The sequence below is a fragment of the Microcystis sp. M015S2 genome, assembly GCF_020245945.1.
In the GTDB taxonomy this organism is placed as follows: domain Bacteria; phylum Cyanobacteriota; class Cyanobacteriia; order Cyanobacteriales; family Microcystaceae; genus Microcystis.
On the sequence record NZ_JADBTX010000106.1, the window covers coordinates 1 to 19,041 of the forward strand.

At 43.0% G+C, this 19,041-nt stretch carries 19 protein-coding genes and 1 pseudogene; 1 reads left to right on the top strand and 19 read right to left on the bottom strand.

What is annotated here, in order from left to right:
- Positions 1–351: 351 nt before the first annotated feature.
- Positions 352–957 carry a LabA-like NYN domain-containing protein gene (locus IM473_RS18260; protein WP_002739868.1) on the bottom strand — a complete coding sequence of 202 codons (606 nt, stop codon included), beginning with the start codon at positions 955–957 and terminating at the stop codon, positions 352–354.
- A gap of 100 nt (positions 958–1,057) precedes the next feature.
- On the bottom strand, positions 1,058–2,671 hold the full coding sequence (gene metG / locus IM473_RS18265; RefSeq protein WP_287660173.1) for a methionine--tRNA ligase: 1,614 nt from the start codon (positions 2,669–2,671) through the stop codon (positions 1,058–1,060).
- A 155-nt stretch (positions 2,672–2,826) separates the two neighbouring features.
- On the opposite strand from metG, the gene IM473_RS18270 reads away from it, so the two are divergent.
- On the top strand, positions 2,827–3,543 hold the full coding sequence (locus IM473_RS18270) for a lysophospholipid acyltransferase family protein (protein WP_287660174.1): 717 nt from the start codon (positions 2,827–2,829) through the stop codon (positions 3,541–3,543).
- Positions 3,544–3,614: 71 nt separating this feature from the next.
- Here the strand turns inward: IM473_RS18270 and IM473_RS18275 are convergent, their stop codons facing one another.
- The 17 genes and pseudogenes from IM473_RS18275 to IM473_RS18350 all read right to left on the bottom strand — a co-directional run bounded on the left by IM473_RS18275 (position 3,615) and on the right by IM473_RS18350 (position 18,631).
- Positions 3,615–4,313: a Rho termination factor N-terminal domain-containing protein gene (locus IM473_RS18275; RefSeq protein ID WP_287660175.1), complete on the bottom strand. Its 699-nt coding sequence runs from the start codon at positions 4,311–4,313 to the stop codon at positions 3,615–3,617.
- Entirely contained in the window at positions 4,310–5,644 is a 1,335-nt protein-coding gene (locus tag IM473_RS18280; protein ID WP_287660176.1) for a ParA family protein, read from the bottom strand. The genes IM473_RS18275 and IM473_RS18280 overlap by 4 nt, the downstream gene beginning before the upstream one ends.
- Positions 5,645–5,703: 59 nt before the next feature.
- Entirely contained in the window at positions 5,704–6,801 is a 1,098-nt protein-coding gene (locus IM473_RS18285) for an RRXRR domain-containing protein (RefSeq protein WP_287690547.1), read from the bottom strand.
- Positions 6,802–7,125: 324 nt separating this feature from the next.
- Positions 7,126–7,446 carry a P-II family nitrogen regulator gene (locus tag IM473_RS18290; RefSeq protein ID WP_008206554.1) on the bottom strand — a complete coding sequence of 107 codons (321 nt, stop codon included), beginning with the start codon at positions 7,444–7,446 and terminating at the stop codon, positions 7,126–7,128.
- A 398-nt stretch (positions 7,447–7,844) separates the two neighbouring features.
- Positions 7,845–8,693 carry a transglutaminase-like domain-containing protein gene (locus IM473_RS18295; RefSeq protein WP_287660561.1) on the bottom strand — a complete coding sequence of 283 codons (849 nt, stop codon included), beginning with the start codon at positions 8,691–8,693 and terminating at the stop codon, positions 7,845–7,847.
- On the bottom strand, positions 8,687–9,193 hold the full coding sequence (locus IM473_RS18300; RefSeq protein ID WP_002799014.1) for a glycosyl-4,4'-diaponeurosporenoate acyltransferase CrtO family protein: 507 nt from the start codon (positions 9,191–9,193) through the stop codon (positions 8,687–8,689). Before IM473_RS18300 ends, IM473_RS18295 begins: the two co-directional genes overlap by 7 nt.
- Entirely contained in the window at positions 9,194–10,288 is a 1,095-nt protein-coding gene (locus tag IM473_RS18305) for a glycosyltransferase family 2 protein (protein WP_287660562.1), read from the bottom strand.
- 35 nt (positions 10,289–10,323) lie between these two features.
- A complete protein-coding gene (locus IM473_RS22615; RefSeq protein WP_016515447.1) occupies positions 10,324–10,515 on the bottom strand; it encodes a Thivi_2564 family membrane protein in 192 nt (63 codons plus the stop codon).
- A gap of 117 nt (positions 10,516–10,632) precedes the next feature.
- Entirely contained in the window at positions 10,633–11,328 is a 696-nt protein-coding gene (locus IM473_RS18310) for a VIT1/CCC1 transporter family protein (RefSeq protein WP_287660564.1), read from the bottom strand.
- Positions 11,329–11,592: 264 nt separating this feature from the next.
- Entirely contained in the window at positions 11,593–12,018 is a 426-nt protein-coding gene (locus IM473_RS18315; protein ID WP_016515445.1) for a hypothetical protein, read from the bottom strand.
- Between the two features lie 123 nt (positions 12,019–12,141).
- Positions 12,142–12,297 (bottom strand): lmo0937 family membrane protein, encoded by a 156-nt coding sequence (locus tag IM473_RS18320; RefSeq protein WP_016515444.1) that lies wholly within the window; start codon positions 12,295–12,297, stop codon positions 12,142–12,144.
- A gap of 66 nt (positions 12,298–12,363) precedes the next feature.
- Positions 12,364–12,831 (bottom strand): CsbD family protein, encoded by a 468-nt coding sequence (locus IM473_RS18325; RefSeq protein ID WP_287660565.1) that lies wholly within the window; start codon positions 12,829–12,831, stop codon positions 12,364–12,366.
- A 48-nt stretch (positions 12,832–12,879) separates the two neighbouring features.
- Positions 12,880–14,436 carry a caspase family protein gene (locus IM473_RS18330; RefSeq protein WP_287660566.1) on the bottom strand — a complete coding sequence of 519 codons (1,557 nt, stop codon included), beginning with the start codon at positions 14,434–14,436 and terminating at the stop codon, positions 12,880–12,882.
- A gap of 44 nt (positions 14,437–14,480) precedes the next feature.
- Positions 14,481–17,360 (bottom strand): GAF domain-containing protein, encoded by a 2,880-nt coding sequence (locus IM473_RS18335; RefSeq protein ID WP_287660567.1) that lies wholly within the window; start codon positions 17,358–17,360, stop codon positions 14,481–14,483.
- A gap of 171 nt (positions 17,361–17,531) precedes the next feature.
- Entirely contained in the window at positions 17,532–17,714 is a 183-nt protein-coding gene (locus IM473_RS18340; protein WP_016515440.1) for a CsbD family protein, read from the bottom strand.
- A gap of 135 nt (positions 17,715–17,849) precedes the next feature.
- Positions 17,850–18,077: pseudogene (locus tag IM473_RS18345) on the bottom strand (transposase); the annotation flags it as partial.
- A gap of 65 nt (positions 18,078–18,142) precedes the next feature.
- Positions 18,143–18,631 carry an MgtC/SapB family protein gene (locus IM473_RS18350; RefSeq protein ID WP_004159254.1) on the bottom strand — a complete coding sequence of 163 codons (489 nt, stop codon included), beginning with the start codon at positions 18,629–18,631 and terminating at the stop codon, positions 18,143–18,145.
- Between the last annotated feature and the right edge of the window lie 410 nt (positions 18,632–19,041).

Below are 19,041 nucleotides of genomic sequence, written 5' to 3' on the forward strand. Positions count from 1 at the left end.
AAAAATTATTTTAATTGCCTCATATTTTTTAAGTAAAATTGAATTAGCAACGATAGATATACATTCCAGCTATCGAACTGCTTGGTTAGTACATAGAACAAAAGCAAGCTGTGACTGGGTTATAATTTTTGGAGATGTCTATTTATAGTCATTTCAGATAAGTCTGATACACTCTAGACCAGTTAAACCCTTATGAACTCTGGCATTGATATTCTCAATCTTAATTGAAATGACTATAGTATCACTGATAACTGCTAACTGCTAACTGCTAACTGATAACTGATAACTGATAACTGATAACTGAAAAAGGTGGGAATTACCCACCTTAAACTTGATTTTTGCGGAATTTTTCTAGCGACTGCTCCGATCTTGGTCTAAGACGCTGACGGGGAAGTTATTATAACCAACGTGATGCTTGCTGGTTTTTTGAATTTCTTCTTTGATTTGATCTAGATCAACATAGCGATCGGCTACATTAATTAAACTATCACTGGTCATCGATCGCAAACTAACCACTTCCACTCGCGCACCGCGGTAACTGACGGAATCGGCAGCATAGGCCAAATCCCCATCACCACTGACAATGACTGCGGTATCATAGGAACCCACTAGGGCCATTAAATCTACGGCGATTTCCACGTCGAGATTGGCTTTTTTGGAACCATCGGGCAATTGTACTAGATCTTTAGCGATGACTCGATAACCGTTGCGACGCATCCAGAGGAGGAATCCCTGCTGTTTTTCGTTAGTGCGATCAACTCCAGTATAAAAGAAGGCCCGCAAGAGACGAGAACCGGCAGTTAAACGACAAAGTAATTTGGTGTAATCAATTTCGATACCTAATTGCAGAGCCGCATAAAATAAATTAGAACCATCGATGAAAATCGCCACACGACCGCGATTTTCTAGCACTTGTTCGGGGGTGAAGACTGGGGCCGTGTCATAATCATCAAACATTTTATTTTTCCTCGTTTGTTAAAAGTTTAGTGTTGATTGTTTGCCAGTTGTATCCGAAAGGACAATAGACCTGAAAAAATAGAGTTATTAAAAAATTCCTTTAGGAATCGTTTAAAGGCAGTTCTAGTTTAGAAAATATCGGTTCAGGTGTTCCTAGTTGTGGATTTGTGGGTAATCCCCATTGACAGTGTTGGGAAAAAGAGACACCATCAGGGGAGTTTTCCCCATCCTCCGACCTGAAAGTATTAAAATCAATAACAAAACCTAGTTGTTGATAAATTTTACTGCTCAAGGTCGGTATTATCGGTGAGAGTAGGTAGGCAGAGAGTCTTACTGATTCCAAAACTGCGTAGAGGACTTGTTCTACCGCTGCTTGTTGTTTCTGTTTAAATAAACTCCAGGGCGCACTCTCATCGATAAACTTGTTACTAGCGCGAATTAACGCCAATATTTCCTCACAGGCTTGATTAAATTGTAGCGCATCATACTTCTGTTCAACAATTACCCCTAGATTGATCCCCATATTCTTAAGACGATTATCGTTCGGGATATCTACGCCAGTCAACTGGGGGGGGATATTTTGGCAGTATTTTTTAACCATGCCTAGGGTGCGATTGAGGAGGTTGCCTAAATCGTTGGCTAAATCTGCGTTAAGAATATTAACAAATCTGGTTTCCTGAAAATCGCCATCCTGTCCTAATTCAATCTCTTTGACGAAATAGTAACGGACGGCATCGGCCCCATAGCGCTCAACCAAATCGAAGGGATCGAGGGTATTACCGAGACTTTTGCCCATTTTCCGCCCGTCTTTGGTCAAAAAGCCATGGCCGAACACTCTTTTGGGCAAGGGTAAACCGGCCGACATTAGCATAGCCGGCCAATAAATGGCATGGAATCTTAATATATCTTTACCGATCAGATGCAGATCGATCGGCCACCATTTGGCCAAGGCATTTTCTAGGGTGGGTTCGTCTTCGGGGTCGAGAAGGGCGGTAACATAGCCAAGAAGGGCATCAAACCAAACGTAGATGGTATGCTGACCATCGTGGGGAATGGGAAACCCCCAAGCGACATTAACCCTAGAGATGGAGAAGTCCTGTAGTCCTTGGTTGACGAAGTTGAGAACCTCATTACGTCGGCTTTCCGGTTGAATAAAATCGGGTTGTTCTTGGTAAAATTGTTCTAGTTGTGCCTGATACTTAGAGAGACGGAAAAAATAGTTTTCCTCATCGCGCCATTCGGCGGCCAGATTAGTATGAATGGGACAACAGCCATTATCTAACAGTTCTCTTTTTTCCTTAAATTCTTCACAGGCGACGCAATACCAACCCTGTTGGCGATCGAGATAGATATCGCCTTTTTCCCAGACTCTTTCAAAAAATTCGTTAACAATTGCCTGATGACGGGGGGCAGTGGTGCGACTAAAGCGGTCATACTGGATGTGTAGCTTTGCCCAGAGATTGGCAAAACTGGTGGCTATGCGATCGCAATGTTCCTGGGGATTGAGTCCTTTGGCTGCCGCAGTCCGTTCGATTTTCTGTCCGTGTTCGTCGGTTCCTGTAATTAAGAGAACAGAATTGCCCTGTAACCGCTGCCATCGCGCCATAACATCCGCTACGATCGTCGTGTAAGCACTACCGATGTGAGGGATATCGTTGACATAATAAAGAGGTGTTGTTAAAGCAAATGTTTTTCGCTCATTCAAATCATTCATGAAATTTATTTTTTTAAATAGACGAGGCTGCCCCGAGGCTGATCCGTAGATGATTGGGACATAATCCCTATATTTTATGATCCTCTAATTCTGTTTTATCCTTTAGTTGTGATCTAAGTCAATAAAAACAATCTTAAGGCCGATTTTTTTTTCCCATGAAGCTGCTTACCCCCCTATCTACCTCTCGTTTAATTCTTGATACCACACGCACGAGTCTGTTTACTGTCGGTCAAGAAAATCTACCCAGCCAAGGAGTGGCGATCGTGGTAAGTAACCATCGTAGCTTTTTGGATGCGCCGATTTTAATTCAAGCTTTGGGCAAAACTCTCCCGATCGCCTGTCATCACTACATGGGAAAAACGCCTCTTTTGCGGGAATTAATCGGAGAATTGGGCTGTTTTCCCTTTGATACCCCTGAAAAACGCCACTGGACTTTTTTTCGGCAAGCAACGGATTTTTTACAGTCCGGACGATGGATCGGTTTATTTCCAGAAGGTGGATCGCCGATGTTAAATTTGACTCCTCCTCGTCAAATTAGCCGTTTTCAAAGCGGATTTGCCCATTTAGCTCTGCTTTGTCCCGTGGAGAATCTATCGGTCTTACCTGTGGCTATTCTCTCCGAGTCGGAAACTGCTATTAGTCCTTTTCCCGTGCGTTTGCTGCGCTTATTAGATAGCACGGAACCTTTATTCGATCAAGATGGTTGGCATCCCGTTGTATTTTATCATCGCGTCAAGGTGGCGATCGGTCGTCCCTACCGAATTACTGAGAGCGATCGCTCAGATTATCAAGGTAAACAAGGAAAAAAAGCCCTTAATCGTTTAATTGGTCATTGTCAGTCGGAAATTAGCGATTTATTGCTGAAAGGGTAGGTCAGGAGACAGGAGACAGGAGGCAGCTTTTTTCTTCCCACTTCCCACTTCCCCACTTCCTAATTCATAATTCATACTCCTTTTTCTGATTGCGCTAATATTCTGACTAGCTCTGCTTTCTTCATCTTGCTTAAACCAACGATTCCTTTTTCTTTGGCTAGAGTCTTTAATTCGGAAACAGTCTTGAGTTTGAGAGTTTCTTCTGAAAACTCCTCAATCACTGCATCTTGAGGAGTGAGATAAAAGACAGTTTTGAGTAAATCTAATCCCTTCCCTTTTGTAATTCCACACTTGAGGGCAACAATTGAGTCTAAACTCTTCCAGAATTGACGGGGAGCCTCATCAATCCTAGCAGTAGCAGTAGCTAATTTAACTGTTTTTAGGGGGCTATTCGGTTGTTCAATTAAGAACTGTAAAGCAGATTTAATTTCTTCTCTTGAAGCTGTTGACAGATTTAGTTTTGGGGTTTCTTCTCTTGCCAAAACTCTGGATATATTCCTAGCATCTTCTGTTCCATCGGCAATAATACACCAAATTCTTTCTAGTCCAGCCCTTTCAGCCACAGCATAAACAAATGAGTTGCCGATAACTTCATAGCGATCCTCTGATAGTTCTTTGACGATTACAGGCAGCCAATTGCGTCCACCTGTCTGCTGTAATAGTTTAGCGGCAACTTCAATTAAAAAACTATCAGCATCGGTCCCATTGGTAATTTCTATTTCATCTAAGTAGAGATACTTCAAAGTACCAATATCGGTATATTCCATCATTGTAAAAAATACTCCTTTGCTAAGTCTTCGTAGTAGTAATAAACGGAAATATGTTTATAAACGGCCGGCACGCGAGCGAAAGCAGCACTGGCTATAATAGCGTATTCTGGCAGGTGGTGAATATGTAAATCTTTTTTGGCAGGAGCGAGTTTGGGATAAAAATAGGGTACAAGGTTTTTGTCATTTTTTAGTATTTGATTAATTTCTTTTTGGGCAAGCTGTAACTGTGGTTGAGTAATCTTCTCACCGTTGAAAAAAATTGGTAAGGCTATGGGAGTCCCATCTTTTTTTGATTTTTGCATTTCCGGCAGAAACTCCTTGATGGCAGTGGCTGCATTATTAAGGGAGAATGAATTGTTATGTTTTGTGGGTAAGAGGACAACATCGGCAGCATAAACAGCCAGCTGGCTAGTAAATCGCCAATTGGGAGCTGCATCTATAAAAATGTAATCATATTCATATCTAGCTAAGTCTAATTTTCTATGGAGAGTGGATATTTTCATTTTAGAATGATATTCAAATTCCGTCAGCCCTGCTATTTTAGGATCAGCAGGAACAACATCGAAGGTAATTTGGAGTTTTGGATTCTTAAAAATATAAGGAATAATCACTGATTTTAGATCAATATTCTTATCAGTTAAAGCCTCTTCTAGTAGTCCATTTTGTGGTTTTATATTTAGGAGAGAGCTAGTTAAATCTCGTTGATTAAAATCAAAGTCTAAAACTAGAACTTTTTTACCTAAAAAAGCAAGAATAGCCGCAAGATTTATGGTTGTGGTGGTTTTGCCTACACCGCCTTTATTGTTGTAAACAGTAACCGTTAATGCTTTGGGAGTGCTGTCAATTTTTGTTTTGATCAGAGCTATAGTATCATCAATGTTATCAGGAGTTAGCTCTATGCAAGTAGTGGCAGGAAAAATGGTTTTACCATGTTTTCTAAATAACTGGATGTGTGAACTATTAGTGATAATTCCCCATTGGGCTGCTTGACAGTTATTCCCTAATAACTGACGCTTTAACTGATTGACAGTTGCCTTATAACTTGGACTATTTTCAGTTAGGTTAATCTCTCTACCCTTTAACTCTATCAGCAGAAAAGGATTACTCTTTGTATGCAGAAAAATATCGTTTTCTAGGTTTCTCCGAGTGGCAAAGTCGGTAATCCCACCGCCTCCCGTGTCGTACTGTGGAATTCTCTCCTTGTCTGAAAATCCTAAATATGATATCAGGTAAGGTGCAAAGTTGGTGCTAACAATAGCTTCCGACGCATTTTGAGGCAAATGCTGAAGATAAGATTTGAGACTTGTTACTCTGGGGGTGTTATCTTTCATCGAAAAAATGGGTCTGAAACCCCGCCCTTTAGCGATAGCGGAGGGCAGCTTTATATGAGTTAGCGAGAAACAATTAAACCGTTAGAACGACGAATTAACTGAATCTTACTAACAGCTATCTGTCCCAATCGTTGACCATTGGTATCGCTTACAGATAGCTGTTTTTCGGTATCTCCACTTACATAACCAATCCCTTTGGGAGAAGAAACTAAATCTCCTTTACGGAACCCATGTCTTGTGGTAGAGCCACCATATTTACGTCGTTTACCACCTTTAGAAAAAACCATCAGGTGAAGTTGACGACGACTAATAGGAGGACGTTTGATGACAGCAAAGGGAGCGTTCGTTACTTTAACAGAACCCTTCCAATCGTATCCATGACTATTAGAAGCATGAAATGGCCAATAATCTAAAAACTGAAAACAGGCAAGAGCAATTCCATCGTTAGCATGACTTTCTGGTGATTGTTCTGCTTTATTTTTGGACTTTTCTAGTCGCAAATGTTTTCTAAGATTAGAGGTTTGCCAACCAAAGCGAGTATGGACTGTTGCCAATTGAGATAGTTGCTCAATAGCCCATTTCTGTCCGACCATAACCGACGAGAAACCTTTTCCCGACTTAGCTCCTTTTCTACTGGAAGTTAAATCAATATCGGCTTTGATGTACTCAAAGTAAATATCGGTAATTGGATAGATTTTGGTTAGTTCAGAAACGACTCGAAGTTCGAGTTGACGATTAGCTCTAATTGAGGGGGATAATTTTCCTTGTCTTCTATTTGAAAATCGTTTTTGTCGATGCGCTCTTAGATTAAAGGGAAGTTGGCGGTTAATCCGTCTTTTTCTACGTCCTCTTCGCATTAAGCATCGATTTTCTAGGCACTCTCTTACTCGCTTAAAAGGAAGTTCTAAGTGAGCCTTCCAAAGCGTAAAAAGGGAGGATTGAACGCCAATTCCAGAGAATAATTTACCCGGGTCAATACCAATAGCAATCGGTTGGGTTTTGTTATCGGAAGGTTCAGTGGTTAGCTGGACATAGAAAATATCTAAGTCGTTGAATTTACCGATAGCTTTTCCTTCCTTAATCCACCGTCTGGCCCGACTGGGTCTGGTGGGCATTAACGACTTTCCGTCTTTTGAGATAACAGGAACTCTTGCTATGGAGATAATCCTTAAGAGTAAAGTTAAGATCCCTTCCCGCAACACAATCAAGATGTCTTGTCTAATACCATTTCTCTAAATGAAAACTACACATCGAATTTAAGTCACCCTTTTTAAGGGGGATTTAGGGGGATTAAACTTCTGTAGTCAGACTTTGGAGAATTGGTATAACAACGCTTTACCAATAGAGCTGAGAGGGAATCCGAACTAGGGAAGTATTCGGAGGTCTGGGCCAGATTGTGTCTCGATGCGGTAGTCTCTACTTGCGTCGCCTAAATTGGTCTAGGCAAGCCCCGTCCCTTTTAGGGCGGGGTTAGTGACGAATTAAATTATCTCAAACCCAGTCAACGCTTCGACATTTTGTCGGAAAGCGATTAAGGCATGATTAGCTTGATACTCGACGAGACCAGAGAAGATCGCCTCCGAGACTTCCTGCGAGACAACGGTTTTGATCTCAATATTGGTGTTATAACCGACCATATCTCCCTGGCGGTTGCCGTGGCGACCTGCGCCCTGGGCTTGCGAGAGGGTATAGCCAGTTACGCCTAACTCTTGCAGCAGCTTGATCATGCGGTCTTGCAAGACGGTTTCACCAATGATGACAACCAGTACAGCCAGTTTAATGGGTAGGGATGAGGATGACATGGGCAACTCCTAAAATGGGTTTTTCAAAGACAATGTTATTGACATCCTCACCACGCTACTTTTTTAGGATGGTCGCGTCAATGGGGTTGACGCAGATAGCGAAAAACGCTTAATTGCTTAAGTCTGACACTTTCGACCCGTCCGTTTTGAGTGTCCGAATGCCGGACGGCCACTTTGAACAAGTCGAAAAAATCTCATGTTCAACCTTATTTCCTAGAAAGTTTTACTCGTTCAAGGCCGAATTTGAAATCTTTTCTGAACGAAACCCCCTACTATCTGTGGTCAGGGTTCAGTTTTTAGCTTGGTTATCGCTTTTTCCATTGTAGCTTAAAGCCGTCCTCAAAGGACGGGGTTTTCAACCCAAATTTTCGATAATAGAATACCTGACTGGGGTACGCTCAAGAGATGGCGATCGCCTCTGTTGTCGGTATCAAAATATTCTCGGAAATCGGCTTGGCATCGGGTAAGTAGTCCATAAAAAGCCTCATCTGATTCATTTGTACCGGACCAAAAATAGTGGCAAAAGAAACATCGGCTGCATCTCGTCCTGTGCCAACGCGAATTAGCCCGCTCTGAGGCACAAGGCGGGTAGGATCGAAAAGATACCAGCGATCCCCTAGATAAGCCTCAAACCAGGCATGAAAATCGGGGGGATTTAAACCATAGGCGTAGCCGGAAACAAAGCGTGCTGGAATATTCAAGGCCCGACAAAAAGCAATACCTAAATGGGCAAAATCACGGCAAACGCCTACCCTTTCTATCGCTGTATCGCAAGCAGAAGTTAAAGAATCACTGCTACCAGAGAGATACAAAACATTGTCATAAATCCAGTTACAGATAGCTGTCACCCTGGAATAACCAGGGACTAAATGGCCAAATTCAGCCGCGACAAAGCGCAATAATCGATCTGACTGACAGTAACGACTCGGATAAAGATAGTACAAGATATCGAGGGGTAAATCGGCTGGCTTTACTTCAAAAATCGTACTGGGGTCTGAATAATAAGGAGATAAGCCAACGGTTGCTCGATAGGAAATTTGCAAATTGCCAGGAAGGGCATTGAGTCGAAAGTATCGGTTTCCACTGACAGAAGTGATGTATTCCTCAATCGACCGTTGAGAGTTAGAATGGAGGTCTTCCTGAACAATAATCTGATGGTTGTTGCTGACAATAGCAACATTAAGAATTAGAGTGCTTGCTTGCTCAATGCTGTAGGTTAATTCACAGCCAAGCTCATACTTTAGCATATCGTTTTTCCCTGTCCTTTCAATACGAGCAGATGCTGGAGCCGAAGCCGATTGTAACGCTGCACCCACAAACAAGGCAGGTTGAAGGCTGTTCCCACGGCGAGGTTTACCAGCACACCCCAGCCAGGAGTCCAGAGCATCGTCACTAACCAAAACAGCCAGATGGCGATGTGAACGTATTCCGCGCGACGGGTTTCAGCCAAAAAACGGGACATTACGGCACAGTCCCCACCGCCAACGGATGTTTTGCGAAAACCTCCTGGGAAGAAATCCCCTGCTTCTGGCAACCGATCCTTCCATCGCTTGATCCGCAGTACCCGATTGTACCATTGTCTATCTTCCCCCCAAGGTCGTGGCCGGGTCAGGCAGGTGTCCGTTTCTAGGAATTTCAGGGGAAGTCGATGACCGACAAAACCGATCAAAAGTGACCAGGCTGTCCAACCGACCACACACAGCCCGACGATTACCCCATCCGGTAACTGTAGTATAGACAATCTCATTCATTCACCTTGCCATCGGGTACTTATCCTTCGTCCTTTCCATTCGATTTGACCACGTTCGAGATTCAGAATTGCCAGCAGGAACACTGCAATGAAGAAGGCAACCGGAATGGGGAAGAAAAAGACGATTGCTCCGAATGAACCCACTGGCCATACAATTATGGCTAACTGTATGGCGAAGGCAAGATAAAGCAGTACGTTATATAGTAAGGATGAATTCCCGACAATCGGCCAGCCGAATAGGGATGCGGGCAGACACCAAGCCGCCCAGAACAGCCCTGAAAGCCAGAACACAACCGCCAGCATCCGCAGCCAAGAGACTTCCCCTGCTGCCGTTGCAAAGTTTTTGTCGAAACCAACAACCAGGTCCCGCAGCCCGCCGGGGTACATCCGATAGTCCAGTTGGCCATGACCAATGTAGGCACTTGCTGGCAGTCCCGCACTCTCATAAATATGAGCCATGAACCAGTCTTCTACAACATATCCTGCCACAGCGTCGTGGCCGCCGACCCGCTCATAGTCATCCTTGCTGGTAGCCATAGCTGGTCCAAAAGCCACACCACCTCTTGCTCCCAGTTTGACGGCCATCAAGCCGACGAGATTGAACAGAACCGCTAACAGTTCGTAGGGGCGTTCAGTGCGGTGATAGGGCTGAACTGAGACCAGACCACCTAAGTGTTGAACAGTTGCCACCAGCCTGCGGAGCAGCTCCTCCCCTGGCTCAGTGTCGGCATCGAGAAAGACGAGAATATCGCCAGATGAGGCTGCATATCCGGTTTTGAGTGCCCAGTTTTTCCCTGTCCAACCTGTGGGCAAAGGGCTAGTCTGCACTACTTTCACCCCGGCCTGTTCGGCGATCTGTGGGGTAGCATCGGCGGACTGGTCATCGATGACAATGATTTCGTAGGGCTTGAATGTTTGCTGCTTTAAGGCTGTTAGCAAATTAGGGAGGGTACTCTCTTCATTCCTCGCCGGAATCAAGACCGAGACTTTAGGCGAACCGACGACTGAAAGGTCTGGAAGTCGCGGCAACCGCCACATCAATCCCCAGCCTATTAGCCAGCGCACCACCAGTGTGATGGACATCAGATCCATAATAATTCAACCTTTCCTTCCGTCTAGAACATCACTCACCTACCGATACGAATTCCCTTGAGAAAACTCAGCAATCCGAACACCTTAAGAATCCACAAAACGAGGGCGATGACAACCACAATGTTCAGGATTTGCTTGATCTTGCTGTCCATCGGAATGTAGTTGTTCACGAGCCACAATAGAACCCCAACCACGATGATAACTACCATAAACTGTACCAGATCCATGACTGACCTCCTTTCTCCGATCTAATGAGTTCTAATGAGTTTCGTTAAGCATTTTATTCTCTCTATCATACACATATGCTTGTTAGGTGGCGGTACACCGTTGTGCTTGTTTCCCTCTCATGCGACCGTTCCGAACAGGGCACCCACGGCTGCGGTCAGCCCCATGGCGATCGCACCCCAAAAGGCGACTCGAACGGCCGATTTGATCACGGGGGCTCCACCAGTGCGTGCGGCCAGCACTCCCAGCGCGGTCAGAAAAATCAGAGAGTTTCCAAATACAACGGGTACCAATCTCGATTCTGGTGTTACCAGCACGGTGAGCAGCGGCATGGCTGCACCGACGGCAAACGCACCTGCCGATGCCAGCGCCGCTTGAACTGGTCGAGCGGTCAGGCTCTCGGAGATGCCCAGTTCATCCCGGGCGTGTGCACCTAAGGCATCACGAGTCATCAACTGCTCGGCGACTTGTTTGGCTAACAACGGATCGAGTCCACGAGCCACATAGATTGCCGCCAGTTCCTCTCGCTCGGATGGTTCGTCGATATCAAGTTCTTTCCGTTCCCGCGAGAGATCGGCCTTCTCAGTATCGGCTTGTGAACTGACAGAGACGTACTCACCAGCGGCCATTGACATCGCCCCAGCCACCAAGCCAGCCACCCCAGCTACTAACACCTCGCTTCGAGACGTGTGTGCCGCCGCAACCCCAACGATTAGACTTGCGGTTGAGACAATGCCGTCGTTTGCACCCAAAACTGCAGCCCGTAGCCAGCCGATTCGCCCTGTACGATGTCGTTCTCTGTGGCTTCTGGGCATTCTCTTTCTCTCCCTTATGATTAATTGAGGTGGCGAGTATTCATTTTGCCTCGTCAACCATCTGAATGGTCTTTTCCTCAACCTCTTTGGCAACTTGAGCTAACGCTACATCCTGATATAGTGCTGAAAGCATTTGCACTGGCTTAATCAGGCCGATCTGAGTTTTGCCTTTCTTTCGTAAACATTGAGATACGACACGGTAACGCCATGTTTAGGCGCATATCGGTGGCTAAAACTCCCCGAAAAGCTTGGTTTAATCAGGTCTTACTTTTCTGTGGTTCCGGCAGCAGCCTCTGCATCTAGTCTAGCGGCGATCGCTTCCAAGGTTGCTTTTTCAGCCTCTTCCATCATCGCCATCGCTAACAAGATCGCTGTAGCTGCATAGTCTTCAGCTTTATCTGCCCGATGTTCGAGCTTCTTGACTTCGCGACTCGCTCTCCATTCCTCGATATTCGACTCTACCTCAGATTCTTTTTCCTCAAATTGAGTTTTGAGTCTTGCTCTGTACTCATCAAATTCTTGTTTCTTAGCGTCTAGCTGTGCCTTCGCTTCGTCGAGTTTCGATTGAATCTCAGCTTGAGTTTTTTTCATCGCGGATTGAATGCTTTCCTTAAGGGATTTTGCTCTGTTTTCAACCGCTTCTAAATTGTCGTGGAGTTGTTTGGTGAAGTTGTCAATTCTAGTACTCATGATGCTTCCTCTTGCTGATTTCAGAATAATGTAGGCAAACCTGTGGCAATGAATTTGAGCTAAACATCACAGCTTGGTTGCGAGTCGGAGTTTTTTGGCTTGCAAGCCAAGCCACAACGATTATTAGCTAATACGTCCCCTCAGAAATAAGTTGTAGACAATGCCAATCAGCACCAAAACCAAAAGCAGGTGAATTAAGCTGCCCCCAACGTGAACTGAGAAGCCTAACAACCAGAGAATGAAAAGTATAACAACGGCAGTCCAAACGAGATCAAACATAATTCCCTCTTTCCTTTAGATAAAAGTAATGAAAATTGATTCGGAGTAAAAGATTTCAATCGATCTTTAATTAAAGATATTTTGAACCGCATCTTTTACATCTTCTACTACATTGCGACCTTGGCTTTCGGCTTGCTTAGCTTTTCCAGCAACTTGATCGTTGCGATTACCAGTAGCCTTACCTATTGTCTCTTGAGCTTTGCCTTCAATGTTTTTTGTTACTGCTTTTGTTCTCCCTTTTAACTTCATCTTGTCTTTGAGATCTTCTGCTGTATTACGAGCCTGACTTTCGACCTGCTTGGCTTTTCCCATCATCTGATCTTTGGGATCACCTGTTATGTTGCCGATCGCTTCTTGAGCTTTGCCCTCAATATTCTTAGTCATTGCCTCGACTCGATTCATGGTCGCAATTTGGGGTGGTAAAGTTCCAGCCCAACTATTTGTAGTTCCAAAGTCAAAAGCGATGGTAATTGTCAGCATTATAGTTAAAATCATGGTGACAACAAAGCGACGAATCTGTTGAAATGAAATCATTTTTTTAAACTCCAAAAAAAATTGATTGGTTAATAATCTGCTTAGACATTAGCTAGTCTTTATGGTTTCTTGATTGGCAAAATAGGAACGATTGTGTACTTTGTCAACCAAGTCTTGGTACTTACCATGACGGTAACAAATATCAATTAGATGAAATCTTTGTAGATCAAGAGTTCTGTATTGCAGTAAATCCTGATATTCTACTTCCATATCTCCACAGAGAGTCTCAAATTCACTGTCAGTATAAGCATCCTTAATTTGCTTCCGTAATTGTTCTTTTGTTACAGTATTATTTGGGGTTGTTGTTCTTTGTTGGTTTGGTGGTTTTTTTGAAAATTCTGGGTTTATAGCAATTACGAAATTTTCGGATGCTAATTTTATAAATGGATGTTGAGTAGATTGTTGTTGAGGGACATTTCTGGAGATATAGTCACATAAACTCATGATGTAAACTTGCTTGTCATTGTTGGCTGCTTTACCATTCAATCCTTCGAGTAAATAGTGGGTAAATAGCCCATTTTCCCAATTCTCAAATTCCCAAGATACCTCATTAGATTTGCACGAAGCGATAATAACTCGCCCTTTTCCATTAGCCATTTGATTGTAGGTTTTTTCTGATAAACCTTTTTTGATTTGAAGGTTTGCATCTTTGGGTTCACCGACTCCACCAGAGTGACAGCTATCCAGAAAAACAACTAAACGATCTGCCTTAATTTTTCGCAAATTAGCTGTAAACTCTTCACTGCTAATACAAGTTTCTTTAATTTGTTCTAAGTTAGCATCTACAGGACATAAATATTCTACCTGCGAAGATCCTTCAACAATACGCATTCCATGACCAGAAAAGAAAACAATTGCCGTGTCACCTTCTCCGGTAGAGTTAGCCAGCAAACCTAGTTGTTCAAGAATAATATCTTTGGTGGCATATCCATCTTTTAAAATATTCATGTTTTTAGGAGAATAGCCATTACGAATCAAGGCATCATATAAATCTTGGGCATCATTTGTGGTCTTGGTGAGTTGAGTAACATGGCGATAGTTAGCCACTCCAATTAATAAGGCGCAAAAGTTCATATTTGGCTCCGGTGTATTAAGGGGAATAGGTTTTCTTTTAGTGCTTTCCAGATGAATTTCATCCAATTTTTTGCCTGATTGGTGAGAATACCAAGTCTTCCAAATTTTTTGTATTCTATCGATGAATTTTAACTCCTTTGAGTAATCTGCTTCATCGAAAAAACCTTTGATTTCATAATCTACAAAGAATTCGTCAAATTTATCACCCTTGATTGATAAATTGCTAACTGCGATCGCTGGTATATTCAGGTCTTTGGCTTGGCTAAGAAGCATAACTCCCTTAAAAGAATTTTCCTCAGAAGGCTTTCTCTTTCCACCTAAACTAATATCAGTAATCAGTAAGTGGTAAGGAGTTTCTTGTGACAGAGCCTGATGTGCGTCTTCATAAGTCTCAACTTTTATGAGAGTATAATAGCAGGAGTCGTGTTGCTCAATATAACTTAAAGCTTTTTCAATCCGTCCTTCAAGGATATCATCTTTCCAACCAGGCTTATGTTCAACTAGCAAAATTCTGAATTCCCTCTCTTGCATATCAATCTCCTTATGCTTATCTGTGAAGTTAAAAGAATCCCTACTCAATTAATAGGTAAGGTAATAGTGAATTGAGATCCTTTACCTATTTCACTGTCAAAGGTGATATTACCCTTTAAACTTTCAATATAGGTCTGAGCTAACCACAATCCAATTCCCATACCGTGTCCTGAAGATGGCATACTATAGCTAGGCTCAAAGATTAGATCACGATCTTCTTCGGAAATGCCTATCCCCGTATCTTTGACCCACACTTTAATTAAAGTTTCTCCCTCACTATCAATTAGTTGACCCCCAATTGATAAAGTTCCCCCTTCTGGCATGGCATTGGCAGCATTGCGGATTAGATTATCAAAAACATCAGTCAATTGCTGTTTACCCACCGAAATATCCGGTAAGTTGTCAGGTAATTTGATTTGTTTAACGATATTAGATGGGAAATCATCGACTTGTGCCAGAGCCTCTTTTACCACTTCGGCAATATTAATCGGTAATTTATCCTCTTGCTGAATCCACACTTGCATCCGTTGAGCTTTTTGGAGAATCCGTTCTGCTGAAGCTCGAATCCGAAGTGCTTTCCCTTCGCTATAGGGATTGTCCACATCGTAAATATCTTCTGCCCATACTCGAATTGCCCCCACCTCACTATTTATTCGATGAATCAAGGAACTGGTGACGGTTCCAAGATCAGCTAAAGCCCTCACTTTAACCAGTTGTTCTCTATTTTTCACGCTTTGAATAGCAATAACAACCTGATCTGCCAAAGCTTCTAACATTTGTTCATCTCTTTTGTCAAATGCCCCCTTGCGGTAGCTTTCTAGGTTGATGACGCCGACTAGACGATCTTGATCCACTATGGGAACACATAGCTCCGAATTCGATGGTTCATCGTAACGTTTGTAGCGACTGTCCTTGGTAACATCGTTCTGTAAAACGGTTACTCGATGTTGAGCCACCCATCCCGTAATGCCCTCTCCCAGTTTGGTGCGAATCGAAGAAGCCTTTGGTGCATTCGCTGGATGCCAAACCTCCATAACTAATTCTTGGCTTACGGAATCAAAAAGTCGAATATCTGCTAAGTCTGCGCCAGTGCATTCCAGAGATCGTTGCATAATCAGGTTTAGGAGTTGTTTATCATCTTTTAATGGGAGTTGTTTATTATCTAAGCCGATAGCGGTTTTAATGTGGCGATTAATCTCACTGAAGGCTCTCAACCATTGCTGTCGATTTTCCAGCCATTGCTGATTCATAATAGCGATCGCGGCTGAAGCGGCAAGGGTTTCAATAATTATTTTTTCATCAGGTTCAAAAACATGAGGTCGTCGATAATTGATCAAGAGTGTGCCGACAATTTGATCATTGACTTTCAGCAAAATTCCTGCTGCTGCCTGAATCTTTTCTTTTTTAGCAAACAAGGACCCTTTGAATATTTCTTGACAGGCTACATCATCAGGATAGACATTCTTTCCATGTTTGACGAGTTTAGCAGGTACATCCTCGCTATCGATTTCTGTTTGTGCTTGTTGGCTAAACTTTAGTCTTCCTGCTCTAGCGGGTTGAGAGAGAAATTGATCATTGGCTTCAATGTATCTATAAATGGTGATAGTATCAGCGGCTAGTAGATTGAGGGTACTCCAGGCAATCTGGTTCAGTAAATCCTCTTTATCTAGATTCTTGGTCAAAGATTGAGCCACTGAATGAAGCACTTTGAGTTGAGTATATCTGTCTCGCTGATGTTCGTAAGTTATCCCATGACGGATGGCTTCTTCAACCCGATTATCAAAGAGTTTTAGCCAACTAATTACCCTTTTGTCAAAAGGATTCTCCTTCTTGAAATGAAAATACAAACATCCTGTATATTGCTCAACAATTAAGGGAATAATAATAATTGCTTTAATTCCCAGATCAAATGCTTTTTGATCGTAATCTTTTAGGGTTATGGAATTTTGTCCCTGAGACAAATCTGGTACAAATTTTTCTTGATCATCCTTGATCGCCTTTTGACCTAGACCACCTTTTCTGGGGGGACTTTTTCTGATAAAGTCACGACCAATTAATTCAGAAAAAACTTCGTAAGAGTAAGGAATGCGATCTGCCTCAATCACTAAAGGTTTTTTCTTGATACTTCCGTCAGAAATGACTTCCAGAACATAAGGTTTTAGTGGCAATCCTTCTAAAAAATGAAGGCTAGTTCCATCAGCTTCAACTGCTTTCATGGCAATTTTAGCAATCTTGTCCAAAACGCAAGGAAGTTGAGTTTCACGAATCTTTAAAGCCCACTCACCTACCTTTTTAATTAGATCAATCACTTCTTCTATTTCAATCTTTTTTAATGGATTCTTATATCCTACTTCTATTGTTCCAATTACTTTAACTTCATCGCCTACACAGGATTCAGGTAGAAAAATTTCCGCAACACTCTGTTGACCATTATCTTGAGATTGATTTTGTCCAATCTCCTTAAACCAATTCTCAGTAACCTCGTGATTAATAAAATTTCCCCGAAGGTCATTAAACCATTGTTGATCATTTTTACCTTTATCATCCTGCACTAAAATCAGAGGAGTAAAAATCCGTATCAGATCCTGGTGATTGTTATCATCGTAAACCCATTTATCAAACCGCCCCCGTTTATCCCAACCAGCAATAACTTCAGTTCGGCAAGTTTGGCAAATATCGGCTTGAATATCTCTTAAACTGGGGTCAGGTTCTAGATAGTGCCTAGCTTTTCCAGCCCAGTCAGTTCCCTTTACTGCTTCAATAATTTGTTCTTCAGAACGAATCAACTGAATTGAAGCAAAATCATAGCCTAGCCCGATACATTGTTGAACAATGTTGGCAAAAACTTCTTCTTGTTTAAATAGCTGAAGAGTTGCCTTTTCTATCTGGGTTTCAATTTCATTTAAAATATGTTCATCCACCATAATTGTCTCCCTTTCATTTATTTTATCTTGATTGTATCTTGAATACTGTTCCTGGTTCTAACGGTTTTAAGCGATTTCTTGATGAAGAGTTCTTAGGACTTGCGTAAAAAAATACTGGCTAGACAATCCATATTCAGTAGCATAGTCCAGAACTTAAAATGAAATGACCTACTAATCAACAATCTTTTTAACTTCGTCCTTCACATCTTCGACCGTGTGACGAACTCTTGCCTCTGCCTGTTTTTCCTTGCCCTCTGCTTGAGCTTTGGGATCGCCAGTCAGATCGCCTACTGCTTCTTGAATTTTACCTTCGATATTTTTGGCGGTTGCCTTGGCTCTATCTTTTAAACTCATGATATGCTCCTTGTTAAATTGGCTTCCTGATATTAGGTGTAATAGGTGGTTGTTTGATTTCTTGAATGAATTGATTGAATTGATTGAATACGATACAAAATGTAACTCAAGGTTAAGAAGCTGTTTGAAAAGTTATCAGGAAGTAGTTGAGTCCGACTTGGCGGGTGCTAAACGTCTCAACATTAGATGTACCATCGCCGCATAAATCATCGCCTCGCTGGTAGTCGGTAAATATTCGTGATCTTTGCTTAAACGACGGAAACATCCCAACCAAGCGTAGGTTCGCTCGACTACCCATCTTTTCGGTAACAGGACAAATCCTTTTTGGTCATCGCTCCGCTTGACCACTTCCAATGCCCATCCGTAGCGTTCCTTGATTTTAGACAGAAGTTTCTGACCCCCTATCCGCCCGAATACTCCGACCCCGTTTAACTCCTCCTTCCACGGCGTTCAAACAACCGTTCGACCTTGGGAATTAAGGATAAGATTCCCAAGGCTAAGAGAGTGCTGAGAATGGCCGTCGCTTCTCGCCCCATCCCTGCCGCTACGCCGATGGCCGCCGTTAGCCATATGCCCGCCGCCGTGGTCATCCCCTTAGCCTCCTCTTGGTGCCTTCCTATAATGATCGATCCGGCCCCAAGGAATCCCACCCCAGCGATCAAGCCCTGCAACACACGAGTTAAATCTGCGATCGATGCCCCAGATTGTTGAGGAATGAGGACGAAGAGTGCTGCCCCGAAAGAAACCAGCATATGCGTTCGCAACCCTGCCGCCTTGCCCTTGATCTCCCGATCGTACCCCAGTAGACCACCAAGGATCGCCGCAAGCAGGAAGCGTAAAATGATGCGGATAATTTGAGCCACATCGGTGATCTCGGAGAATTCCGATAGCACAGTATTCCATATCACTTGCCACACACCCGTAGTCCCTCCTTACTTTGGCTGTACTTCATTCTACAAAGTTGGCTGTAATTTCTTTATTGATGTCCGATCGTTCTACCGATAGATTGCATCATCAATCGTGACTCGGAAAAACTCACCCTCTGACTCAAACCGCTCAGTGCCAAAGTACCATCCAATCCGCAGACGGGTCGGAATGGTATAGCCACAGAATGTGCCTTCTTCCTCTATAATTCCACCGAAGTCCACATAATGAGACTTAGACAAAAAACAAATCGAGAAAAGCCTCAACTCCAATCCCCGCTTGGGATTTACTTCGAGAAGCCCAAAATCGCTGAAACCCAGATATATCAAGGAAAATCATAAATCGAGGTTAACCCTTTGTCCCGTAATGGTTTGAGCCTTTTTTGCTGACCGAAAACGCCTAA